At 74.1% G+C, this 22,564-nt stretch carries 22 protein-coding genes; 14 read left to right on the top strand and 8 right to left on the bottom strand.

The annotated features are described in order from the left end of the window. The first annotated feature begins 4 nt into the window (after positions 1 to 4). The 3 genes from D7223_RS07200 to D7223_RS07190 all read left to right on the top strand — a co-directional run bounded on the left by D7223_RS07200 (position 5) and on the right by D7223_RS07190 (position 5,553). Positions 5 to 772: a 3-oxoacyl-ACP reductase gene (locus D7223_RS07200; protein WP_120727074.1), complete on the top strand. Its 768-nt coding sequence runs from the start codon at positions 5 to 7 to the stop codon at positions 770 to 772. Continuing rightward, on the top strand, positions 769 to 1,530 hold the full coding sequence (locus D7223_RS07195) for a gamma-glutamyl-gamma-aminobutyrate hydrolase family protein (protein ID WP_120726310.1): 762 nt from the start codon (positions 769 to 771) through the stop codon (positions 1,528 to 1,530). The genes D7223_RS07200 and D7223_RS07195 overlap by 4 nt, the downstream gene beginning before the upstream one ends. A gap of 297 nt (positions 1,531 to 1,827) precedes the next feature. Continuing rightward, the gene (locus D7223_RS07190; RefSeq protein WP_120726307.1) at positions 1,828 to 5,553 is read left to right on the top strand and encodes a SpoIIE family protein phosphatase; all 3,726 of its coding nucleotides are present in this window, start codon (positions 1,828 to 1,830) and stop codon (positions 5,551 to 5,553) included. 49 nt (positions 5,554 to 5,602) lie between these two features. Here D7223_RS07190 and D7223_RS07185 read toward each other — a convergent pair whose 3' ends face one another. After that, a complete protein-coding gene (locus D7223_RS07185; RefSeq protein ID WP_186832254.1) occupies positions 5,603 to 5,917 on the bottom strand; it encodes an STAS domain-containing protein in 315 nt (104 codons plus the stop codon). Positions 5,918 to 6,012: 95 nt separating this feature from the next. On the opposite strand from D7223_RS07185, the gene map reads away from it, so the two are divergent. Both map and D7223_RS07175 read left to right on the top strand, forming a co-directional pair. After that, positions 6,013 to 6,870 carry a type I methionyl aminopeptidase gene (gene map / locus D7223_RS07180; protein WP_120726303.1) on the top strand — a complete coding sequence of 286 codons (858 nt, stop codon included), beginning with the start codon at positions 6,013 to 6,015 and terminating at the stop codon, positions 6,868 to 6,870. Further along, complete coding sequence (locus D7223_RS07175) at positions 6,867 to 7,580, top strand: VIT1/CCC1 transporter family protein (RefSeq protein ID WP_120726300.1); 714 nt, start codon at positions 6,867 to 6,869, stop codon at positions 7,578 to 7,580. The genes map and D7223_RS07175 overlap by 4 nt, the downstream gene beginning before the upstream one ends. 3 nt (positions 7,581 to 7,583) lie before the next feature. On the opposite strand, the gene D7223_RS07170 is transcribed toward D7223_RS07175, so the two are convergent. The 7 genes from D7223_RS07170 to D7223_RS07140 all read right to left on the bottom strand — a co-directional run bounded on the left by D7223_RS07170 (position 7,584) and on the right by D7223_RS07140 (position 13,924). After that, positions 7,584 to 8,369, bottom strand: coding sequence for a nucleotidyltransferase domain-containing protein (locus tag D7223_RS07170; RefSeq protein ID WP_238161707.1), 786 nt, complete (start codon positions 8,367 to 8,369; stop codon positions 7,584 to 7,586). Positions 8,370 to 8,374: 5 nt separating this feature from the next. Next, positions 8,375 to 8,875, bottom strand: coding sequence for a nitroreductase family deazaflavin-dependent oxidoreductase (locus D7223_RS07165; protein WP_120726298.1), 501 nt, complete (start codon positions 8,873 to 8,875; stop codon positions 8,375 to 8,377). 47 nt (positions 8,876 to 8,922) lie between these two features. Then, positions 8,923 to 11,646 carry an ABC transporter permease gene (locus D7223_RS07160; protein ID WP_158610834.1) on the bottom strand — a complete coding sequence of 908 codons (2,724 nt, stop codon included), beginning with the start codon at positions 11,644 to 11,646 and terminating at the stop codon, positions 8,923 to 8,925. Continuing rightward, complete coding sequence (locus D7223_RS07155; RefSeq protein WP_120726296.1) at positions 11,643 to 12,377, bottom strand: ABC transporter ATP-binding protein; 735 nt, start codon at positions 12,375 to 12,377, stop codon at positions 11,643 to 11,645. Before D7223_RS07155 ends, D7223_RS07160 begins: the two co-directional genes overlap by 4 nt. Next, positions 12,374 to 12,973, bottom strand: coding sequence for a PadR family transcriptional regulator (locus D7223_RS07150; protein WP_120726294.1), 600 nt, complete (start codon positions 12,971 to 12,973; stop codon positions 12,374 to 12,376). Before D7223_RS07150 ends, D7223_RS07155 begins: the two co-directional genes overlap by 4 nt. A gap of 64 nt (positions 12,974 to 13,037) precedes the next feature. After that, positions 13,038 to 13,478: a ferritin-like domain-containing protein gene (locus D7223_RS07145; RefSeq protein WP_120726291.1), complete on the bottom strand. Its 441-nt coding sequence runs from the start codon at positions 13,476 to 13,478 to the stop codon at positions 13,038 to 13,040. Then, the gene (locus D7223_RS07140; protein ID WP_120726289.1) at positions 13,475 to 13,924 is read right to left on the bottom strand and encodes a hypothetical protein; all 450 of its coding nucleotides are present in this window, start codon (positions 13,922 to 13,924) and stop codon (positions 13,475 to 13,477) included. The genes D7223_RS07145 and D7223_RS07140 overlap by 4 nt, the downstream gene beginning before the upstream one ends. A gap of 229 nt (positions 13,925 to 14,153) precedes the next feature. Between D7223_RS07140 and rimP the strand changes: the two genes are divergently transcribed. From rimP to D7223_RS07095, 9 genes are all read left to right on the top strand, one after another. Further along, entirely contained in the window at positions 14,154 to 14,855 is a 702-nt protein-coding gene (gene rimP, locus D7223_RS07135; RefSeq protein WP_120727068.1) for a ribosome maturation factor RimP, read from the top strand. Next, on the top strand, positions 14,852 to 15,895 hold the full coding sequence (gene nusA, locus D7223_RS07130) for a transcription termination factor NusA (RefSeq protein WP_120726287.1): 1,044 nt from the start codon (positions 14,852 to 14,854) through the stop codon (positions 15,893 to 15,895). Before rimP ends, nusA begins: the two co-directional genes overlap by 4 nt. A gap of 16 nt (positions 15,896 to 15,911) precedes the next feature. Further along, positions 15,912 to 16,244: a YlxR family protein gene (locus D7223_RS07125; RefSeq protein ID WP_120726285.1), complete on the top strand. Its 333-nt coding sequence runs from the start codon at positions 15,912 to 15,914 to the stop codon at positions 16,242 to 16,244. A 93-nt stretch (positions 16,245 to 16,337) separates the two neighbouring features. Further along, the gene (infB, locus tag D7223_RS07120) at positions 16,338 to 19,358 is read left to right on the top strand and encodes a translation initiation factor IF-2 (RefSeq protein WP_120726283.1); all 3,021 of its coding nucleotides are present in this window, start codon (positions 16,338 to 16,340) and stop codon (positions 19,356 to 19,358) included. A gap of 91 nt (positions 19,359 to 19,449) precedes the next feature. Next, positions 19,450 to 19,743, top strand: a complete 294-nt coding sequence (locus D7223_RS07115; RefSeq protein WP_120726281.1) for a DUF503 domain-containing protein — start codon at positions 19,450 to 19,452, stop codon at positions 19,741 to 19,743. Positions 19,744 to 19,897: 154 nt separating this feature from the next. Next, complete coding sequence (gene rbfA / locus D7223_RS07110; RefSeq protein ID WP_120727066.1) at positions 19,898 to 20,392, top strand: 30S ribosome-binding factor RbfA; 495 nt, start codon at positions 19,898 to 19,900, stop codon at positions 20,390 to 20,392. Beyond that, entirely contained in the window at positions 20,389 to 21,477 is a 1,089-nt protein-coding gene (locus D7223_RS07105) for a DHH family phosphoesterase (protein WP_120726279.1), read from the top strand. Before rbfA ends, D7223_RS07105 begins: the two co-directional genes overlap by 4 nt. Before the next feature lie 85 nt (positions 21,478 to 21,562). Further along, positions 21,563 to 21,970 carry a hypothetical protein gene (locus D7223_RS07100; protein ID WP_120726277.1) on the top strand — a complete coding sequence of 136 codons (408 nt, stop codon included), beginning with the start codon at positions 21,563 to 21,565 and terminating at the stop codon, positions 21,968 to 21,970. Beyond that, on the top strand, positions 21,970 to 22,179 hold the full coding sequence (locus D7223_RS07095) for a DUF6186 family protein (protein ID WP_186832418.1): 210 nt from the start codon (positions 21,970 to 21,972) through the stop codon (positions 22,177 to 22,179). The genes D7223_RS07100 and D7223_RS07095 overlap by 1 nt, the downstream gene beginning before the upstream one ends. Positions 22,180 to 22,564: the final 385 nt, after the last annotated feature.

Raw genomic sequence — 22,564 nt, 5'->3', positions numbered from 1 at the left:
CATCGTGCAGGGTCGTCTCCAAGACCGGGTGGCCGTGGTGACCGGGGCCGGCAGTGGCATCGGGCTGGCCACCGTACGGCGGTTCGCCGCCGAGGGTGCCCGGGTGGTCTGCGTGGACATCGACTCCGCGGCCGGCGAGCGGGCCGCCGACGAGGTGGGCGGCGAGTTCGTCGCCACCGACGTCGCCGACGAGGCGGCCGTGCGGGACCTCTTCGACGGGGTGGTCGCCCGGCACGGGCGGGTGGACGTCGCCTTCCACAACGCCGGCATCTCGCCGCCGGACGACGACTCCATCCTGGAGACCGGTCTGGACGCCTGGGAGCGGGTGCTGCGGGTGAACACCACGAGCGTGTACCTCTGCTGCAAGCACGTCATCCCGCACATGCGCCGGCAGGGGAAGGGCTCGATCATCAACACCGCGTCGTTCGTGGCGCTGATGGGGGCGGCGACGTCGCAGATCGCGTACACCGCCAGCAAGGGTGGCGTCCTGGCGATGACCCGGGAGCTGGGGGTGCAGTTCGCCCGCGAGGGCATCCGGGTCAACGCGTTGTGTCCCGGCCCGGTCGCCACCCCGCTGCTGCGGGAACTCTTCGCGGCCGATCCCGAGCGCGCCGCCCGCCGGCTGGTGCACGTGCCGATGGGCCGGTTCGGGCAACCGGAGGAGATCGCGGCCGCGGTGGCGTTCCTGGCCAGCGACGACTCGTCCTTCATGACCGCCGCGCAGTTCGTGGTCGACGGAGGCATCACCGGCGCCTACGTGACACCCCTATGACCAGGCCCGTCATCGGGATCACCGCGTACGCGGAGCCGGCGAGCTGGGCGGTGTGGCGCGACGTGCCGGCGGTGCTGGTGCCGGAGGCGTACGTCCGGGCGGTGACCGCGGCCGGTGGACGGGCGGTGGTGCTGCCCCCCGACGACCGTGACCCGGACGTGCTCGACGTGCTCGACGGTCTGCTGCTGGCCGGCGGCGCGGACGTCGACCCGGCCCGGTACGGCCAGTTGCCCGCGCCGCGCACCGAGAGCCGCCCGGTCCGGGACGCCGGTGAGCTGACGCTGGTCACCGCCGCGCTCGGCACCGACCTGCCGGTGCTCGGCGTCTGCCGTGGGATGCAGTTGCTGGCGGTCGCCACCGGCGGTGCCCTGCACCAGCACCTGCCGGACGTGGTGGGGCACGACGGGCACCGGCCCGCGCCCGGGGTCTACGGGGACCATCCGGCGCGCTTCGTCCCGGGCAGCCTGGCCGGGCGGGTGATGGCGGGGGTGGACCGGGTCAACTCCTACCACCACCAGGCGCTGGCCGACCCGGGTCGGCTCACCGTGACGGGTTGGTCCGACGACGGTGTGGTGGAGGCGGTCGAGGACCCGGACCGGCCGTTCCTGCTCGGCGTGCAGTGGCATCCGGAGAACGAGCCGGACCCGCGCGCGATCACCGCCCTGGTCCGCGCCGCCGCAGCCCACACTCGCCCCACCTCGCGTCCCCACCCGCCCGCCGTCCCGCCGCCCCCGCACCGTCATCCGACGTCGATCTAGGGCTGTCGTCGCTTGTTGATCTTCAGGGACACCGACAAGTCCCAGATCGACGCGGCGGGGCGGGGGGTGTGCGGCAGGTCACAGGCCTGGGTCCGGGGTGGGCCGCGGCGCACGGTGGCGGGGGCGAGCGAACGGCAGGTGGCCGTCCGGTGCGGTGGAGGTAAGCAGCGCCTCCCGCCCCGAATGCGTTACGTTGCTGGTCCGCCGGGGTAGAAGGCGGGTCACGCCGGATGGATCACGGCGGGACGTGCCCGTGGACGATCGGGCGAGGTGGGTACGGCCGGAGCGGGAGGCTGCATGAGCTCGGCCCAGCAGGGCGCGGACCAGGGGAGTTCCCTGGTCGGCGCCGGCGACCGGTCGTTGCCCCCGTTGCTCGCCGCCGCCTTCGCCGCGGGCGGGGAGATGGGTGAGCGACTGCGCGCCTTCGACTGGGCCACCACCTCGCTCGGTGCCCCGGCGACCTGGCCCTCGGCGCTGTGTCACGCGGTCAGCACGATGCTCGCCTCCCGGTCGCAGATCGCCCTGTTCTGGGGTGACGACCATCTCGCCTTCTACAACGACGCCTACCTGCCCACCATCGGCACGAAGCACCCGGCGGTGGTGGGGCAGCCCGCCCGGGAGCACTGGGTGGAGACCTGGGACGTCCTCGGGCCGGTGCTGGAGGGTGTCCGCCGCACCGGCGAGCCCTACTACGGCCAGGACCACCCCTTCGTCATCGACCGGCACGGCTTCCTGGAGGACGTCTACTTCGACGTCTCGTACGACCCGATCCGGAACGCCGACGGCAGCGTCAACGGCATCTTCTGCATCGTGTCGGAGACCACCGGGCGGGTGGTCGGCGAGCGCCGGCTGCGGGCCCTGGCCGAGCTGGGCGGGGAACTGGCCGACGTGGCCAGCACGGCCGAGCTGGGGCGGTCCGCCGCGCGGGTGTTCGACCGGCACCGGGCGGACGTGCCGTTCGCGTTGATCTACCTCCGGGACGCCGAGGGTGGCTTCGCGCTGGCCGGGGCCAGCGGGCTGGGTCCCGACGCCGTCGTCGCGCCGTCGCCGGTGCTGCTCACCGAGATCGCGGTCGACGGGGCGACCGCCACGGTCGCGACGGCCGATCTGGTGGACGGGGTGCCACCGGCCGCCGCCGAGCGGGCCCTGGTGCTGCCGGTGACGGCCACCAACGAGACGGTCGGCTCGCTGGTGGTCGGGGTCTCCCGCCGGCTGCCGCTCACCGAGGACTACCGCCACTTCTTCGACCTGGCCGCCGCGCAGCTGTCCCGCGCGGTGGGCAAGCAGTTGGCGTACGAGCAGGAGCGGGCCCGGGCGGCGGAACTGGCCGCGCTGGACCGGGCGAAGACGAACTTCTTCGCCAACATCAGCCACGAGTTCCGGACCCCGCTGACCCTCGTGCTCGGCCCGCTGGAGGAGATGCTCGCCGATCCGGCCCTGCCGGCGACGTACACCGACCGGCTGACCATGATGCACCGCAACGCGTTGCGGCTGCTCAAGCTGGTCAACACGGTCCTCGACTTCTCCCGGCTGGAGTCCGGGCGGCTGGCGGCCCGCTACCAGCCGACCGACCTGGCCGGCTACACCGCCCGACTGGCCAGCACCTTCCGGTCGGCCGTCGAGCGGGCCGGGTTGCGGCTGGTGGTGGACTGCCCGCCGCTGTCCGCGCCGGTGCACGTGGACCGGGACATGTGGGAGAAGATCGTCCTCAACCTCGTCTCCAACGCGGTGAAGTTCACCTTCGACGGGGAGATCCGGGTGCGGGTCGACACGGTCGACGGGTTGGCCCGGTTGACGGTCGCCGACACCGGTGTCGGCATCGTCGCGGAGGAGTTGCCGCACGTATTCGAACGCTTCCACCGGGTCCCCGGGGTGCGCTCCCGGACCCACGAGGGCACCGGGATCGGCCTGGCGCTGGTGCGCGAGCTGGTCGAGATGCACGGCGGTCAGGTCGGCGTGACCAGCCGGGTCGACGACGGCAGCGCCTTCACGGTGACCCTGCCGTTCGGGTCCGCGCACCTGCCGGCCGACCGGGTCACCCACGTGACGACGGCGGGCGCGCACGAGTTGGCGCAGGCCGAGCTGTACGTCGCGGAGACCGCCTTCTGGACCGGCTCCGGCTCGGCGGACGGGAACCGGGCCGGCGCGGAGCAGGCCACCGGAAAGCGGGCCGGTACCGACCCCGGGGTGGCCGGCGCGGCGCCGGACGACGCGAGCACCTCCGGCCGGATCCTGGTCGCCGACGACAACGTCGACCTGCGGGAACACGTCACCCGCCTGCTCGCGCCCAGCTGGGAGGTGGTGACCGCCACCGACGGGCTGGAGGCGCTGCGACTGGCCGTCGACGGCGGGTTCGACCTGGTGCTCACCGACGTGATGATGCCCCGGCTGGACGGCTTCGGTCTGGTCGCGGCGTTGCGGGCGGACCCGCGTACCCGGCACGTGCCGATCGTGCTGCTCTCCGCCCGCGCCGGCGCCGCCGAGGCGGTCGCCGGTCTCTCGGTGGGCGCGGACGACTACCTCACCAAGCCGTTCTCCGGCCAGGAGCTGATCGCCCGGGTCCGGGCGAACGTCGAGCTGGGCCAGCTACGCGGCCAGATCATCCGGCGGCTGCGGGCGCTCGCCGACGCCGCGGTCGCGGTCAACACCGCCCGCTCCACCTCGGAGGTCCTCCAGGTCGCCGCCCGGCACGCGCTGAACCTCGCCGAGGCCGCGCGGGTGGTGGTCAGCGCGACCGACGCGCGGTACGAGGCGGACGGCGGCGGGGTGACCTCCATCGAGCCGTCCTTCGTGCTGGCGCTGACCGGCACCGACGGCGACCAGCTCGGTGAGCTGCGGGTCTGGCGCCACGACGGCGACGGCACGGACACCGACGAGGCGGCGCTCACCCAACTGGCCCGGCTGGTTGGGGTGCGCCTGGAGAACGCCCAGCTCTACGAGGCCGAGCACCGCATCGCCACGACACTCCAGCACAGCCTGCTGCCGCGCTCCCTGCCCCAGCTGCCCGGCGCGGTGGTGGCCAGCCGCTACCTGCCCGGCAGCGCCGACGTCGAGGTCGGCGGCGACTGGTACGACGTGGTGGCGCTGGACGACGACGAGCTGGTCCTGGTGATCGGCGACGTGGTGGGCAAGGGCGTCCGCGCCGCCGCCGCGATGGGTCAGCTCCGCAACGCGCTGCGGGCGTACGTGCTGGAGGGCTTCGATCCCGGTGAGTCGTTGACCCGGCTGAACCGGCTGGTCGGCTCGACCGAGGGCCGGTCCTTCGCCACCGTCGTCTGCCTCTGGTTCAGCCCGCGCACCGGCCGGCTGCGGTACGCCAGCGCCGGTCACCCGTCCCCACTTCTGATCCGAGGAGACGACGTGGCGTTCCTGCACGACCGGGCCCTCGGTCCACCGGTCGGGGCCATTCCGGGCACCGTCTACCGGACGGCGGAGGGGCAGTTGGCACCGGGCAGTCGGCTGCTGCTCTTCACCGACGGCCTCATCGAGGACCGGAAGCAGGGCATCGACGCGGCGCTGGCGCAGTTGCGCGCCGACGCGGCGACACCGGGCGACCACGTGGTCGACCTGGTCGACGCGGTCGTCGAGCGGGTCGCCGGACGGTCCCGGCGCGACGACGTGGCGGTGCTGGCCCTGGAGGCCGCCGAACTCAACCGGTTCGCGCTGCGGCTGCCCGCCGACCCGACCCGGCTGAGCGTGCTGCGCAAGCGGCTGGAGGACTTCCTGGTGGCCCACCGGGTCAATGAGACCGACCTGTTCGACCTGACCGTGGCGGTGTCCGAGGCGGCGGCGAACGCCATCGAGCACCCGGTGGACCCGGCCGAGCCGACGATCGTCGTCGAGGTGACCATCGAGGACCGGACCGTGGTGGCTACCGTGCGGGACACCGGCCGCTGGCGGCAGTCCACCGGTAGCGGTTTCCGGGGGCGCGGCCTGGCGCTGATCCAGGCGTTGGGGGAGCTGTCGGTCAGTCGTACCCCGGACGGCACGGAACTGACGCTGCGCCGCCGGTTGCGCGACTGACCCGTGGCGGCGTGCCGCCGGGGTGCCGGCGGCCACCCGCGGCAGGCGGTCAGGCGGGGCGGAGCCAGGCCTGGTCGCCCAGGCCGGAGATCTCCAGGACCCGGCCCACCTGCCGGGACGGCAGCACGTCGAGCGCGTCGGGGAACTGTTGGGCGAGCCGCACCACGGCGTGGATGGCGGCCGAGTCGAAGAAGGTGACCGCGCGCAGGTCGAGCGTGACCCGTGCAGCCGGCTCCCGCAGGACGGTCTGCACCATGGTGTCGGCGGTCGCCATGTCCACCTCGCCGGTCACCAGTACCCGGAGGTGATCGCCGTCGAGCTCCGCGCTGGCGGAGAAGACGGGAGGTGCGCCCCCTTGATCCACGCAGACACCATGGCACAGCCGACCTGGCGGGGCAACAACCGGCCGCGGCGGGCGGTGGCGCGGGTCACCCGGACCCCCGGCGATAGGCTTGGGACATGACCGTCCGTGCGCCGCTGACCCCAGGCACGCTCTCCCCCGGGCGTCCCGTGCCCGCCCACATCCCGCGACCGGAGTACGTGGGCCGGCCCGGTCCGCGCCAATGGCGCGGCTCGCATGTGCAGCGGCCGGAGACGATCGAGAAGATGCGGATCGCCGGACGGTTGGCCGCCCAGGCGACCCAGCTCGCCGGTGAGCACTGCAAGCCCGGGGTGACCACCGACGAGATCGACCGGGTGGTGCACGAGTTCCTCTGCGACCACGGCGCCTACCCGTCGACGCTCGGTTACAAGGGTTTCCCCAAGTCCTGCTGCACCAGCGTCAACGAGGTCGTCTGCCACGGCATCCCGGACTCCACGGTGCTCGCCGACGGCGACATCGTCAACGTCGACGTCACGGCGTACATCGGTGGCGTGCACGGCGACACCGACGCCACCTTCTGTGTGGGGGAGGTCAGCGAGGAGGCGCGGCTCCTGGTCGAGCGCACCCACGAGGCGATGATGCGCGGCATTCGGGCGGTCGCCCCGGGCCGCCAGATCAACGTGATCGGCCGGGTCATCGAGTCGTACGCGAAGCGGTTCGGCTACGGCGTGGTCCGGGACTTCACCGGGCACGGCATCGGCGAGGCGTTCCACAGCGGGCTGTACGTGCCGCACTACGACAGCCCGCGGCCCACCGACGTGATGGAGCCGGGGATGACGTTCACCATCGAGCCGATGATCACCCTCGGCACCTACCAGTACGACATGTGGGACGACGGCTGGACGGTGGTGACCAAGGACCGCAGGTGGACCGCCCAGTTCGAGCACACCATCGTGGTGACCGAGGACGGTCACGAGATCCTGACCCTGCCGTGACCGACACCCCGGCGGCGCTGCGCGAGGCGCACCACGCGGACGTGTCCGGCGGCTGGCTGCGCCCGGCCGTGTTCGGCGCGATGGACGGACTGGTCACCAACATCGCCCTCATCGCGGGCGTGGGCGGCGGCGGGGTCTCGCCGCGCAGCGTCGTGCTCACCGGCACCGCCGGCCTGGTGGCCGGTGCCATCTCGATGGGCCTGGGGGAATACACCAGCGTCCGTTCCGCGAACGAGCAGGTCGCCGCCGAGGTGGCCAAGGAACGGCGGGAACTGGAGCGGCACCCGGAGGCGGAGGCGCGCGAGTTGGCCGAGGCGTGGGTGGCCCGGGGCCTGCCCCGGGACCTCGCCGTGCAGGTCGCCGAGGCGGTGCGACGCAACCCGGAGGAGGCGCTGCGGGTGCACGTCCGGGAGGAGTTGGGGGTCGACCCGGACGACCAGCCCAGCCCGTGGGCGGCGGCGATCTCGTCGTTCCTGTTCTTCTCGGTCGGCGCACTGGTGCCGCTGCTGACGTACCTGTTCGGTGCCACCAGCCTGTGGCTGGCGCTGGGCGTCGGCGGGTTCGGCCTGTTCGCGGCCGGCGCGGTGGTGGCCCGGTTCACCGGCCGGTCGTGGCTGATCAGCGGGGCGCGTCAGCTGCTGCTCGGTGCGTTGGCCGCCGCCGCCACGTACGCGATCGGGTCGCTGATCGGGGTGCAGGGCGGGCTGTGACGGTCACCCGTCGAGCAGGTCGTCCACCGTGCCGTCGACCGGGCGTCCCCGGGCGGCCAGTTCCTCGGCCTGCCGGGTGAGCACCGCGCCCACCTCGGTCATGTCCGCGCCGGCCAGGCCGGTCCGGCGGACCGCGTCGCCCGGGTCGCGGAAGTAGGTGCGGCTGAGCAGGCCGTGCACCGTCGCCGCGGCCAGTCGGGCCTCGCCGAGCATCAGCAGCGCCTGGTCGGTCTCGTACCACTCGGCGAGGCGGGCGGCCCGCGCGTGCGCCGCGCTGCCCCGGTACCAGGCCCGGCGGGCGGCGGTGCTGAACTCGGCCGGGCGGGCCCGCGCCAGCCGGCCGAGGTGCTCGTCGCGCAGCCGGCGCAGCCAGCCGGTCGGGTCGTGCAGGGCCCGGGTGGTGACGAAGCGGTCGGCGGTCAGCGGCCACAGTGACGTGATCACCCGGGCCTGGCGGAGGTAGTCGTCGGCGGCGGTGACGGTCAGGTCCACCAGCACGCCGTCCACCCGGCGGGTCGCGGCCGGCGGGCCGCCGCCGGACCGGTAGGTGGCCACCAGCAGACCGACCTCACCGTCGCCGCCACCGTCGTCGTCGCCGTGGGCGAGCGGACCGTGCACCGCCACCGCCAGCACGTCCGCCGTGAAGCGCCGTCGCGCGGCGTCGGCGACCCGCTCCGCCACCCTCCACCGTGGATCGTCCCGGTACGCCTCGTCGGGCACGTCCACGCCGCTCACCTCACGCCCGGTCGTCGTGCGGGCCCGCCGCAGGCCGGCCTGGGACTTCGACATCGACCCTAGCCGTGGCCGTCCGGCCGGGCCGGCACGCCGCGCCCGGTTGGCACCAGTCGGAAGATCCGGATCTCCCGGCCGCCGGCCCGCTCGACGTACGTGCGGTACGCCGGCCACTCGCCGACCAGCAGCCGCCACAGTCGTTCCCGTTCGGCGCCGGTGGCCACCTCGGCGCGGACCGACAACCGGCGGCCCTTGACGTCCACCTCGGCGGCCGGTTCGGCCAGCAGGTTCATCGCCCAGCCGGGCTGGTGGGTCTGGCCCCAGTTCGAGCCGATCACCACGTACCCGTCGCCGTCCGGCACGTAGAGCAGCGGGTTGCTGCGCGGTTTGCCGGACCGGCGGCCGGTGGTCGTGATGACCAGCGAGGGAATGAGTCCCAGCGCGACCACCCGGCCCCGGGTGAGCCGGCCGACCAACCGGTCGGCGGGGACGAGCAGACGGGCGGCGGCGCCGAACCAGCGGTGGTGACCGACGCGGCGGGTGAGGGTTCCCAGTACGGACACGTTCGCCAGTGTGCCGCCTACCGACCCTCGGGGGCACCCCCGAACCGTCAGTCGAGGCGACGCTCCACCGGCAACCGGGAGCGGGTCAACAGGCCGGCGCCGAGCATCGCGACCATGGGCACCACCACCAGGACACCGAGCGTGCTCCACGGCACCACGGTCGGGAACGGCGGCTCCACCGGCCAGCGGTCGGTGTGGTGGCGGTTCAGCGCGGCCAGGATGATCAGGGCGGTGGCCAGGCCGGCGACGATCCCGAGCAGCGACCCCACCACGGCGATGACCCCGGCCTGGCTGAGGGAGAGGATCCGACGTACGCCCGGTCCGGCACCGACCGCCGCGAGGGTGGACAGGTCGGCGCGGCCCTCGGCGGCCGCCAGACCGGTGGCCGCCGCGGTGGCGCCGATGGTGATCACCCCGGCGGCCCCGGCCAGCAGCAGGAGCAGGGGCCGCACCGGCCCCTCGGGGTTGCCGGACTCGTACGACACCTGGACCCCGCGCAGCGGCCGGAGCGCGGCGACGAACCGCTCCCGGTGCGCCGCCTCGGTCGCCGGGCCGGTCCGCAACGCCCAGCCGACCTGCTGGCCGGTCAGCCCGAGCCGCTCGGCCGCCGGCCGGGAGAGGACCAGGCGCGGCGGGCCGAGTTCGACCTCCACGGCGTACCCGGCCACCGTCGCCGAGGTGCTCACCCGCTGCTCCGGGCCGGCCGCCCGCCGCACGGCGAGCGAGAGCCGCCCGTCGTGGACGTACCGCGGGTCGGTCACCACCGCCCCTCCGGCGGCCAGCGCGGCGGTGGCGGCGGCGGTGGTGGACGGGTCCGCGCCGGTGAGCAGCGGCAGAGCGGTGCCGTCGTCCACGATCGTCTCGACGTAACCGTCGTAGGTGTTCCGCGGGTCCCGCTGGCAGCGCTCGTCGGCCCGGGCCCGCCGCTGGTCGGCCTCGTCGAGCCCTTCGATGTCGCCGACCTGCCACGGGCAGGACCGGCCGGGGGGCAGCACCGCCTGCACCAGGCACGGGTCGTCGTCCGCGGCACAGGTGGGGTGGAACAGCGGGACGAGGGCCTCGGTGCCCAGATGTGTCCGGGCCGCCTCGATCACCCGGTCCCGGTCCGGCACGCCGGGGATGTTCGGGTCGGGCTGGGTCACCAGCACGCTGCCGGGCGGCAGGTTCGGCAGATAGGTGCTCATGCCGCGGGCCTCGTCGCTGGCGATGTAGACGCCGAGGGCGACGCTGGTGGCCACCGCCGCCATCACCGCCGAGATGGCCGGCGCGGCCGACGACCGGTTGCGGCTCGCGTCGCGCAGGGCGATCCGGGGCGCCACCGGCAGGGCGCGGCCGAGCCGGGCCAACAGCCCGACCAGCGCCGGCGTGACGCAGACCAGGCCGAGTTCGCCGAGCACCACGCCGGCCAGGAGCACCGTCGGCGACGTCCGGTTCGCGCCGACCGCGGCCAGGCCGACGCCGACCGCGACCAGCGCCGCGCCGAGCACCGGCCAGTGCCGTCGGTACGCCGCCGGGGTGCGCCGCCCGGCCAGGCCCGCCACCACGTCCTGCCGGGCGGCCGTCCACGCCGGCACCAGCGCGGCGAGCACGCCGGCCAGGACGGCGACCGCGGCGATCAGTACCAGCGCCTCGGGCAGGAAACGGTAGTCGGCGAAGCGGGCCTGGAAGAGGTAGCGCTCGGTCAGCGGGCGCAGCGCGACGGCCGCGCCGACGCCGAGCAGCACGCCCACCACCGCGCCGGACGCGCCCAGCACCAGCCCGTCGGCGAGCACGATCCGGCGCAGGTGCACCGCGTCGCCACCGGCGACCGCCACCAACGCGAGGTCCCGGCGTCGCCGCCGCACACCCACCGCGAAGGCCGGCCCGACCAGCAGCACGACCTCCAGCAGGCCGAGCCCGCCGACCAGCACGGCGACGCTCATGCCCTCCAGATCCATGCCGGCGGACGGTGGCCCGAACGCCATCGTCCGGTCCCCGGGAACGCCCGGCACCGGCGCGCGGGCCGTGATCACCAGACCGTGGTCGTTGAGCCGCCGGACCAGGTCGGCGTCGATGCCGCCGGGCAGGTCGACCAGCAGGGTGGTGCCGTCCCCGTGATCCGGCCGTCCGGCCGGCTTCTCCGGCGGCAGCACCACGACCGGTCCCAGCTGGTCCGGGAACTCGACCACCGCGACGACCGTCCAGGTGCGGAAGCCGTCCGCGGCGGTGACCCGGTCACCGGGGCGGACCCCCAGCCGGTCCAGCGCGGGCTCGCTGGCGGCGATCTCGTCGGGTGCGGCCGGTGCCCGGCCACGGAGGAACTCGACCAGACCGCGCCCGAGCGGGTCGGCGAGGTCGACGCGCCGGGCCTGCACGATGTTGTCGATCCGGTCGCCGCGCAGCACCTCGAAGGAGGCCCAGCGCTGCACCGGCAGCATCCGCGAGCCGGCCGGCAGCAGCGGGGCGACCGCCGCCGGGTCGATCGGTGGCGGCGGTCCCTTCGTGTCGCTGGACACATCCCACCCGTCGCCCCAGGGGCTCTGCGTCACCGGCCCCGGGGACACCATCTGTAGCTCGGCGTCGGCCACGCCGAGCTGGCGGGCCATCCGCTCGGCGGTGGTGAGTCGCGCCATGTCCCAGGTCACCGCGGTGAACGACAGGCCGAGCACCGGCAGGACGATCATCACCAGGATCAGCGCGGCCCGCCCGCGCGCCCGCCACGCCTCCCGCTGGGCGACCCGGAGCGCGACCCGCCAGGAGGCGACCGTGCCGTCGAGCCGGCCGGCCCTCACCGCCCGCTGCCGGTGAGCAGCTGCGCCACGTCGCCCAGCGGTGCGGTCGAGTCGACCAGCACCCCGTCGCGCAGGAAGATCACCCGGTCCGCCCACGCCGCGTGCCGCGCCTCGTGGGTGACCAGCACTCCGGCCGCCCCGGCGTCGATCCGGCGGCGGAGCAGGTGCAGGACGGCCTCGCCGGTCTGCGAGTCCAGCGCGCCGGTCGGCTCGTCGGCGAGCACCAGCCGGCGCTCGCCGACCAGGGCCCGGGCGATCGCCACCCGCTGCTGCTGGCCGCCGGAGAGCTGGTCCGGGAACCGGTCGCCCAACTCCGGCAGGCCCACCTCGGCCAGCGCGTCGAGCGCGAGCCGCCGGGCCGGTCGGGCACCCGTTCCGTCCAGTTCCAGGGGGAGCGCGACGTTCTCCACCGCGGTGAGGCTGGCGATCAGGTTGAGGTTCTGGAAGATGTAGCCGATCCGGCGGCGACGCAGCTGGGCGAGGCGGCGCCGGTCCAGGGCGCCGAGCCGTTGCCCGTCCACGTGGATCTCGCCGGCGCTCGGGCCGTCCAACCCGCCGGCCAGGGCCAGCAGGGTCGACTTGCCCGATCCGGAGGGCCCCATCACGGCGACCAGCTCGCCGGCGCGGACGGTCAGGCTCACCCCGCGCAGCGCGTGCACCGCGGCCGGGCCGGCGCCGTGCGTGCGGTGCACGTCGCGGACCTCCAGCACCGCACCGTCCGCCGTGGTCACCGCCGAGCCCCCTCGTCCGTACGCGGCACCGTCCCTTCGGGCGCGGCGCTCCCGGCGCTGCCCGGCGCGCCGGGCGGGGTGGGCCGGTGCCGCACCAGGCTGCTCTCGCAGTGGTCCAGCCACCGAACTTCCGCCTCGGCCTGGAACACCATCGCGTCCAGGACCAGCCGCCAGGGCAGGTCCTCCGGGCGGTCGCTGGCGTACTTCAACCGGGTCAACTCCTGCAACGTCCGGATGGTGGCGGCCCGCTGGGTCTGCACCACCGAACGCACGTCCACCCCGGGGGTGGTGAGGGCGAGAGCGAGCTTGATCGCCAGCTCGTCCCGGGGCCGGTCGGTACGGCTGACCGGGGTGGCGAACCACAGGGTCAGGTCGGCCCGGCCGGCGTCGGTGATCTCGTACGGCCGCTGTCCCGCCTCGCTCTCCGGCAGGGAGCGGACCAACCCGTCGCGTTCCAGGCGGGCGAGCGTGGTGTAGACCTGCCCGATGTTCAGTGGCCAGGTGGAGCCGGTGGATTCCTCGAAGGAGGCGCGCAGCTGGTAGCCGTACATCTGGCCGCGCTCGAGCAGGGCGAGCAGTCCGTGACGGATGGACATGTTCACGGAGTATGCATACCTGGTATGCGGAGCGCAACCGGAACGGCTCCGGCTGGCCCCGACGTCAGCTCGGTCGACCCGGGAACGCCACCGTCGACGGGGTGATCCCGGCGGCCCGCCGCCAGCGCGTCGCCCGGACCGCGTACTCCACCAGGGCGGCCAGCGCCCGGTCCCGGTCCGGTCCGGTGGTCGCCGCCACCGCCGCCCGCCAGAACGCCGCCGTCCGCTCCTCCACCTCCACCGCCAGGCGCAGGGCGCCGGGCCGGTCGGTCACCGGGTACGGCAGCGCGTACCCGGCGTGGTCCGCCGGCACCGTCCCGGCGCCGGTGCTCAACTGCACCACCAACGCGTCGCGGCGGCGCCGGTGGGCGGCCTCGGCCTCCCGGGCCGCGCGGCGATCGGCGCCGGTGAGGCGGACCCCGATCCGGCCGTACGCCCAGATGGCGGCGTACTCGGCGGTGAGCGCCGCCCCCAGCGCCTCGGTGGGCCCGGCCGGCGCGGTCACCGCAGCACCTCCACGTGGGTGGCCCGGGCGGCGACGATCGACGCGAGCAGGGCCGCGCGGTCCGCCGGGGCCCCCGCGCAGGCCGCGGTCGCGCTCTGCCGGCCGGCCTGCTCCCGGGTCCGCAGGGTGACCAGCGCGGCGGCCGGGTCGCCGGCCGGCGAGGGTGACGCGGAGGCGGACGGCGTGGGCGTCGCGGCGCCGATCAGTCCGGCCAGTTCCGCGGCGTGTGCCCGGTGCGCCTCGGCGATCGGGGTGAGCCGGTCGGCCAGCGGGGGATGGGCCGCCGCGGCGTCGGTGTGCGCCGCCGCGAGCGCGAGCGCCTCGTCGACCAGCGGCGCCAGTGGGTCGGGCGCGGCGGCCGGCTGCCCGCCGCGGCCGAGGGGATCACAGCCGGTGAGCGTCGCCGTCGCGCCGCCGAGCGCCAGCAGGGTGCCGGCGCGCAGCACGGTGCGCCGCGAACGTCCGATCACCTGGTCGCACTCCGTCGTTCTGCCCTTCGCCACCGGACAAGTCAACACCATCCCGGCCGGTGCCGGGGGCATCGGCGTCGGTGCGCCGCCCGGGCCGGTACCCGAGCGGCGCGTTACGCTCTGCGCAACCACCGGCGCGACCGCGCCGGTGGCGTACCGGCATGGGCGACCGAACGGTCGCCGCGAGCGGGAGAGGGTGCGCCAGATGACGCAGCGTGGCCGGGCTACCAGGCCGACCGGGCCGACCGGGCGACCGCGGCGTCCGGAGGGCCCCCGTGGCGGGGAGCGCGCGCCGCGCGGCGACCTCGCCGCCCGCCGGGCCCGGCTGCGTGAGGTGGTCGAGCCCGTGGTCACCGCGGCCGGATACGACCTGGAGGACCTCTCCGTCTCCCGCGCCGGCCGCCGGCACGTGGTCCGGGTGATCGTGGACACCGACGGCGGCGTCAACCTGGATGCCGTCGCGGACGTCTCCCGGGCGATCTCCGCCGCCCTCGACGCGGCCGAGGAGGCCGGTGGCGATCTGGTCGCCGGCGAATACCAGCTCGAGGTCAGCTCGCCCGGCGTGGACCGGCCGCTGACCCTGCCCCGGCACTGGCGGCGTAACGTCGCCCGGCTGGTCCGGGTGACCGTCCGGGCCGCGCTGCCCGGCCCGCGTGCCGAGCAGGGCGGCGACCGCCAGGTGACCGGTCGGATCCTCGCCGCGGACGACGAGCGCGTGGCGCTGGAGACCGAGACCGGTCGCGCGGAGTTCACGTACGCCGAACTCGGCCCCGGCCGGGTGCAGGTGGAGTTCACCCGGCTCGACGAGATCGACGAGGCGGACGAGTTGGACGGCACCGACGGACCCGGCGACGCCGGCGACACCGACGACTTTGACGACGATGATGTGGAGGACGAGGAGAGGTGAACATCGACCTCGCGGCGCTGCGCGCACTGGAGCGCGAGCGGGAGATCCCGTTCGACACGATCCTCGCGGCGATCGAGACCGCGTTGCTGACCGCCTACCGGCACACCGAGGGCGCGGAGTCGCACGCCCGGGTGGAGATCGACCGCAAGTCCGGCGCCGCCCTGGTGTACGCGCAGGAGACGGACGACGACGGCTCGGTCGTGCGGGAGTGGGACGACACCCCGCACGACTTCGGCCGGATCGCCGCGATGACGGCCAAGCAGGTGATCCTCCAGCGGCTGCGGGAGGCCACCGACGAGGTGCACTTCGGCGAGTACGTGGGCCGCGACGGTGACCTGGTGACCGGCGTGGTGCAGGCGCACGAGGCGCGGTCGGAGAAGGGCATCGTCAGCGTCGACCTGGGCAAGCTGGAGGGCGTGCTGCCGCAGTCGGAGCAGGTGCCCGGCGAGCGGTACGCGCACGGCGAGCGGATCCGGTGCGTGGTGGTGCACGTGGCCAAGGGGATGCGCGGGCCGCAGATCACCCTGTCCCGGTCGCACCCGGCACTGGTCAAGAAGCTCTTCGCCCTGGAGGTGCCGGAGATCGCCGACGGGACCGTCGAGATCGGCGCCATCGCGCGTGAGGCGGGTCACCGGACGAAGATCGCGGTCCGTTCCACCGCGCAGGGCGTCAACGCCAAGGGCGCCTGCATCGGTCCGATGGGTCAGCGGGTGCGGGCGGTGATGAGCGAGCTGCACGGTGAGAAGATCGACATCATCGACTGGTCGGACGACCCGGCCACCTTCGTCGGTAACGCGCTCTCCCCGGCCAAGGCCCTGCGGGTCGAGGTGGTCGACCTGTCCAGCCGGACCGCCCGGGTGACCGTCCCGGACTTCCAGCTGTCGCTGGCGATCGGCCGCGAGGGGCAGAATGCCCGCCTCGCTGCCCGTCTGACCGGTTGGCGGATCGACATCCGGTCCGACGCGGAACAGGCCGGAACGGGCAACCGGGGCGGAGCTGATCACGTCCGGGAGCCGGGCGGAGCGATCTCGGGCGGCTAGGGGTAGACTTTCAGCAGTGGTACGACGCGTGGCGCCGGTGCGCACCTGTGTGGGTTGCCGGCGACGTGCGCCGGCCAGCGAATTGCTGCGGATCGTCGCGGTCGGTGACGAGGCTGGTCACAGCCTCCGACCTGATCCGGCCCGCAGTCTGCCGGGTCGGGGAGCGAACATGCACCCGGATCCGGCCTGCTTCGCGCAGGCGGTGCGGCGGCGGGCCTTCGGGCGGGCGCTGCGCATCACCGGGGTCCTCGACCACGGCGATCTGGCGGAGCACGTCGATGCGCCAACCACTACGTCCGGTCAACCCGATCGGACGAGGGTCGCTAGCAAGGTAGGACGACCGACATGAGCACACGATGAAGTCCCTGAAATGACCAGGCTTCAAGTGCACGAGTGAGGTTGTTGCGGGTGCTGCCCGCACGACCTCGGAGTGAGGAGTGCAGTGGCAGGTAAGGCCCGCGTACACGAGCTTGCTAAGGAGCTCGGGGTCGAAAGCAAGACCGTTCTCGCCAAACTCAAGGAGATGGGCGAGTTCGTCAAGTCCGCGTCCAGCACCGTCGAGGCGCCTGTCGCCCGGCGGCTGCGTGGCGCCTTCGTCGCGTCCGCCGGTGGTTCCTCGGCGCCGGCCGCCTCGCCGGCGGCCGCTCCGGGCCCGGCATCGTCGACCCCGACACCGTCCCCGTCCCCGACCCCGGGTGCGCCCCGGGTCTCGGCCAAGCCGATGCCGCCCCGGCGGCCGGCCGCCCCGACCCCGGGACCCAAGCCCAAGGGCCCGGTTCCGGGCCCGCCGCAGCCGGCGGCCCCGGTCGCCAAGCCGGCGAGCGCGCACGACATCGAGGTGGCGGCCGCGGAGGCGCGTGCCGCCGCGCTGAAGGCTGAGCAGGAGGCCGCGGTCAAGGCCGCGCAGGCCGCCCGCCAGCAGCAACGCGAGAACGTTCGGCGGGAGCCGCCGACCGAGGGCGGTCCCCGTCCGGGCCCGCGTCCGGGTCCGAACGCCGTTCCACCGCGTCCCGGTTCGCAGCCCGCCGGTCGTCCCGGCGCGCCCGCGCCGGGCCCGGGTGCCCGTCCGGGCGGTCGTCCGCCGTCGCGCGGCGCCGGTAACAACCCGTTCGGTATCCAGGGCGGCCAGCAGCGGCCGCCCGCCGCTGGCGCCGGTGGCCCCCGGCCCAGCCCGGCGGGCATGCCGCCGCGGCCGAGCCCGGCCTCCATGCCGCCGCGGCCCAGCCCGGCGTCGATGCCGAGCCAGCGTCCGACCACGGGTCGCCCCGGCGGTCCCGGTGGCGGTCGTGGCGGCCCCGGCGGCGGTGCCGGTCGTCCCGGTGGCGGCGGCGGAGGTTTCCGTGGTGGTCCCGGTGGCGGTGGCGCCGGTGGCGGTGGCTACCGTGGTGGTCCCGGTGGCGGCGGTGGCGCCGGTGGCGGTGGCTACCGTGGTGGTCCCGGTGGCGGCGGCGGCGCGCCCGGCGGCGGTTTCCGTCCGGGTGCTCCAGGCGGTGGCGGCGGTCGCCCCGGTGGCGGCGGTCGTGGCCGTGGCGGCGGCGCCGCGGGTGCCTTCGGGCGTCCGGGTGGCCGGCCGACCCGCGGTCGCAAGTCCAAGAAGCAGCGCAGACAGGAGTTCGACAACCTGTCGGCCCCGACCATGTCCTCGGGTGCTCCCCGGGGCCAGGGTCAGGTCGTCCGGCTCTCCCGTGGCGCCTCGCTGTCGGACTTCGCCGACAAGATCAACGCCAACCCGGGTTCGCTGGTCCAGGAGATGTTCAACCTGGGCGAGATGGTGACCGCGACCCAGTCGTGCTCCGACGACACCCTGCTGCTGCTGGGTGAGCACCTCGGTTTCGACGTGCAGATCGTCAGCCCGGAGGACGAGGACCGCGAGCTGCTCGCGCAGTTCAACATCGACCTCGACGCCGAGGTCGCCCAGGAGCGCCTGGTCAGTCGCGCGCCGGTGGTGACCGTCATGGGTCACGTCGATCACGGTAAGACCAAGCTGCTCGACGCGATCCGCAAGGCGAACGTGGTGGCCGGCGAGGCCGGTGGCATCACCCAGCACATCGGTGCCTACCAGGTCCACGTTCCGCACGAGGGCGACGACCGCGCGGTGACCTTCATCGACACCCCGGGTCACGAGGCGTTCACCGCCATGCGTGCCCGTGGTGCCCAGGTCACCGACGTGGTGATCCTGGTGGTCGCCGCCGACGACGGCGTGATGCCGCAGACCATCGAGGCGTTGAACCACGCCAAGGCGGCCGACGTGCCGATCGTGGTGGCGGTCAACAAGGTCGACAAGCCGGAGGCCAACCCGGACAAGGTCCGCCAGCAGCTGACCGAGTACGGCCTGGTCGCCGAGGAGTACGGCGGCGAGACCATGTTCGTCAACGTGGCGGCCAAGCCGGGCACCGGCATCGAGGAACTTCTCGAGGCCGTACTGCTGACCGCCGACGCGTCGCTGGAGCTGACCGCTCCGATCGACGGGCCGGCACAGGGTGTGGCCATCGAGGCGCACCTGGACAAGGGCCGCGGTGCGGTGGCGACGGTGCTGGTGCAGAAGGGCACCCTGCGGGCGGGCGACTCGATCGTCGCCGGTGGGGCGCACGGCCGGGTTCGGGCGATGCTCGACGAGAACGGCAACCAGGTCGCCGAGGCGGGTCCGGCACGTCCGGTCCTGGTCCTCGGTCTGACCGCGGTGCCGAGCGCCGGCGACACCTTCCTCGCCGCGGCGGACGACCGCACGGTGCGGCAGATCGCCGAGCAGCGGCAGGCACGGCGGCGGGCGGCGGCATTCGCCAACTCCCGTGGCCGGGCGACCCTCGAGACGCTCATGGAGCAGCTCAAGGAGGGCGAGAAGACCTCGCTCAACCTGGTGCTCAAGGGCGACGTCTCCGGTTCCGTGGAGGCGCTCGAGGACGCGCTGTTCAACCTCGACATCCCCGAGGAGGTCCAGCTCAAGGTCCTCGACCGGGGCGTCGGTGCGATCACCGAGAGCAACGTCATGCTGGCCAGCGCCTCGTCGGAGCCGGTCACGATCATCGGCTTCAACGTGCGGGCCTCCAACAAGGTCCGCGAGATGGCCGACCGCGAGGGTGTGGAGATCCGCTACTACACGGTGATCTACCAGGCCATCGAGGAGATCGAGGCGGCGCTCAAGGGCCTGCTCAAGCCGGAGTACGAGGAGGTCGAGCTGGGCACCGCGGAGATCCGCGACGTCTTCCGCTCGTCCAAGGTCGGCAACATCTCCGGTTGCATCGTCCGGTCGGGTGTCATCCGGCGTAACGCCAAGGCGCGGCTGCTGCGTGACGGGGCGGTGGTGGCGGACAACATCACCATCAGCTCGCTCAAGCGGTTCAAGGACGACGCCACGGAGGTCCGCGAGGGCTTCGAGTGTGGTCTGACCCTGGGTGGTTACAACAACGTCCAGGTCGGCGACATCATCGAGACCTTCGAGATGCGGGAGAAGGTTCGCGCCTGATCCGCGGCTGAGACAGGTGGTCGAGGGGTTTACGCCGGACCGGCGTAAACCCCTTGATCATGTCCAGGGGTGTCCGTAACGTCCTGAGGTGATGTTCACCGGAACCGCGGTCTTCGACCTGCTGCTGCCGGGCGACTCACGGTCGCTCAAGGCCAAGAGATCATATGTTCGGCCCATCGTCGCGGCGCTCCGGCGCTTCGAGGTGTCGGCCGCCGAGGTGGGGGCGCTCGACCTGCACGGTCGGGCGGAGATCGCGGTGGCGGTGGTGGCCGCCGAGCCGGCGCACGTCCGCGAGGTGCTCGACTCCTGTGAGCGCCTGGTGGCCGGCCGGCCCGAGGTGGAGTTGCTCTCCGTGCGCCGCCGTCTGCACGGCGACGACGACTGAGGCTCCCGCGCCGCGGGGCGTGGTCGGCGCCACCGGCGGCGACGCGCGGTGGCACCGGTCGCGAAGGTAGTGTGCAGAGTTGTTGGCCGGTCGGCCGGGGTGACGCTCTGCGTCGGTCGGAGGCCGGGAGCGGGACGCCGTGGAGGTGGGCGAGATGTCGGATCCGGCCAAGGTACGCCGGCACGCGGAGCGAGTGCGTGAACTGGTCGCGTCGGTGGTGCGGAGCCAGATCAAGGACCCCCGGCTCGGCATGATCACGATCACCGACGCCCGGATCACCGCCGATCTGCGCGACGCGACCGTCTTCTACACCGTGCTCGGCGACTCGGCCGCCCAGGCGGGCACGGCGGCGGCGCTGGAGAGCGCGAAGGGCCTGCTGCGCAGCACGGTCGGCAAGGCGCTCGGGCTGCGGCACTCGCCGACGCTCACCTTCGTCCTGGACGACGTCCAGGACCAGGTCAAGCACATCGACGACCTGCTCGCGCAGGCGCGCAACGCCGACGCCGAGGTGCAGCGGCTGGCCGCCCGCGCCGAGTACGCGGGCGAGCCGCAGCCGTACCGGCTGGACGAGGACGACGACGCGGCCGAGGACGGCACGACGGACGCCGGGGACGACAAGGACGACGCCGCGCCGCGGACCGGGCGGTGACCGCGTCCGCGGTCGACCCGACCGGCCGGACGGTCGACCATGTCCCGGCCGGTGCGGGATCGTCCGGATCGGGACCGGCCGAGGCCGACTGGGCCGCCGCGGTCGCGGCCGTCGAGGACCTGCCGCCGGACGGCCGGGTGCAGCTGATCTGCCACGTCAACCCGGACGGCGACGCGCTGGGCAGCATGCTCGGCTTCGGGCTCGGGCTGCGCCGGCGGGGCCTCCGGCGGTTGCGGGCGACCTTCCCCGGACCGCCCGAGGTGCCGGAGCCGTTCCGCGGTCTGCCGGGGCTCGACCTGCTCGTCCCGGCCACCGAGGCGTACGCCGATCCGGATCTGGTGATCTGTTTCGACGCGGCCAGCGAGTCCCGCCTCGGTGAGCTGGTCGACCGGCTGGAGACGGCCGGCACCGCGCTGGTGCTCGACCATCACGCGTCGAACACCCGGTTCGGTCACGTCAACCTGGTGGACCCGCACGCCGCCGCCACCTCGGTGGTGGTCGAGGAGTTGCTGGCCCGCCTCGGGGTGCCGTTGGACGCGGGCATCGCCGAGTGTCTCTATGTGGCGCTCAGCACCGACACCGGCTCGTTCCGCTTCGAGGCGACCACCCCGGCGGTGCACGCGATGGCCGGCCGGCTGCTGGCCACCGGGATCCGCCCCGGTGACATCTCCCGGCGGATCTTCGACACCCGCCCGTTCGGCGCCGTACGGCTCTTCGGCGAGGTGCTCAGCCGGGCCCGGCTGGAGCCGGCGGCGGCCGGCGGCCACGGTCTGGTCTGGACGTACGCGACCCTGGACGACCTGACCCGGCACGACCAGCGCCCGTACGTGCTGGAGGCGTTGATCGACTCGGTGCGGTGCACCGCCGAGGCGGACGTGAGCTGCGTCGTCAAGCAGACCGGGCCCGGCGAGTGGGCGGTCTCCATGCGCAGCAAGGGCGCCGTCGACGTGTCCCGGGTGGCGGTGGCGCTGGGCGGCGGCGGGCACCGGTTCGCCGCCGGTTTCACCGGGCTCGGCACCGCCGCCGACGTGGTCGGGAGCATCCGCGTTCAGTTGGACGGTGCGCTGATCACGCCGGGGGCCTGAGCCGGCGGTCGACGGTGGAAGATCAGGGACAGGTCCGGGGAGTGTCCACCTTCCGACGGTCGATGAACACGGGGAGAATCGCAGGATGGAGCAACCCCACGAGCTCACCGTCGAGGCGCCGCGCGTCTGGGACCGGCCGGCCGTGGCCGTGCCGGTGCTCGTCTGCCTCTCATTGGTCGGCGGCCGGTTCGCGTCCTTCTCGACCGAGGCCAATCTCTACACGCTCGGCACCGGCGGGGCGCTGATCTGGCTCGGTCTGAGCAACCGGGTGCCGCGCCGGCCCGCCCCGTACCGGCTGGGCGCCGGAGCGGCCTGGTGGGCGCTGCCGGTGGTGGTGTTCGGGGTGTTCGAGGGGGCCACGTTCGTGCTGGCCGCCGGTGACGACTTCCCCACCTTCTCGCGGTTGGCCGACCCGTTGCTGGAGGACCGGCTGATCCGCTCGGCGGCCTGGCTGGCCTGGCTGTCCGCGTTCTGGGGGTTGGTGCGGCGATGATGCGGACCCTGGCCATCGGCGGCTTCCTGGCATCGCTGGTGCTCTTCGCCGCGGTGGAGTGGGCGGCCCGTCGGGAGGGGTCGCGGATTCCCACCCTGAGCGACGTCTGCGCCTACGTGATGCGGTACGAGGTGGGTTCGGTGCCGGTGGGCCGGATCGGACTCTTCGGCTTCTGGTGGTGGCTGGGCTGGCACTTCCTGGCCCGTTGAGGGCTGGACCGGGGTGTCCGCATGGCGGGAAGCCTGGGCAGTATGTGGACCTGAACGATAGCTTGGGAACTGGCCGGTGACCCCTGGTGCCGCCGGTCGTGGGCGGTGGGGCCACACCCGGCGTCGCCTCCCTCCAGGGTCGGACCGACCCGGGCTCGTGTCGCCCTCTCGGCCGTTGCCGGTGATCCCGGACCGCCGCCGGCGCCCCAGCAGGACCATCCGTGCGCGTCGCCGTCCTCCGGTGACCCACGCCCTGGAAGGGATCACCACCATGCCGAACAAGCCCAAGCCCGAGTCCACCGACGACGCTCGCGAGCAGATGCGTCGCGCCCTGCAGACGTCGATGGACACCCGCCAGTGACCCTCCGCCCGATTGGTTGACGCC

The sequence above is a fragment of the Micromonospora endolithica genome, assembly GCF_003626595.1.
Taxonomy (GTDB): domain Bacteria; phylum Actinomycetota; class Actinomycetes; order Mycobacteriales; family Micromonosporaceae; genus Micromonospora; species Micromonospora endolithica.
The sequence above is the reverse complement of the archived record's forward strand: the minus strand, read 5'-3'. Positions and strand labels throughout refer to the sequence as shown.

Coding starts and splice junctions, on each gene's coding strand:
- D7223_RS07195 (WP_120726310.1), top strand. CDS start 769: ATGACCAGGCCCGTCATCGGGATCACCGCGTACGCGGAGCCGGCGAGC.
- D7223_RS07190 (WP_120726307.1), top strand. CDS start 1,828: ATGAGCTCGGCCCAGCAGGGCGCGGACCAGGGGAGTTCCCTGGTCGGC.
- map (WP_120726303.1), top strand. CDS start 6,013: ATGACCGTCCGTGCGCCGCTGACCCCAGGCACGCTCTCCCCCGGGCGT.
- D7223_RS07170 (WP_238161707.1), bottom strand. CDS start 8,369: ATGTCGAAGTCCCAGGCCGGCCTGCGGCGGGCCCGCACGACGACCGGG.
- D7223_RS07150 (WP_120726294.1), bottom strand. CDS start 12,973: ATGTCCATCCGTCACGGACTGCTCGCCCTGCTCGAGCGCGGCCAGATG.
- rimP (WP_120727068.1), top strand. CDS start 14,154: ATGACGCAGCGTGGCCGGGCTACCAGGCCGACCGGGCCGACCGGGCGA.
- D7223_RS07115 (WP_120726281.1), top strand. CDS start 19,450: ATGTTCACCGGAACCGCGGTCTTCGACCTGCTGCTGCCGGGCGACTCA.
- rbfA (WP_120727066.1), top strand. CDS start 19,898: ATGTCGGATCCGGCCAAGGTACGCCGGCACGCGGAGCGAGTGCGTGAA.
- D7223_RS07100 (WP_120726277.1), top strand. CDS start 21,563: ATGGAGCAACCCCACGAGCTCACCGTCGAGGCGCCGCGCGTCTGGGAC.
- D7223_RS07095 (WP_186832418.1), top strand. CDS start 21,970: ATGCGGACCCTGGCCATCGGCGGCTTCCTGGCATCGCTGGTGCTCTTC.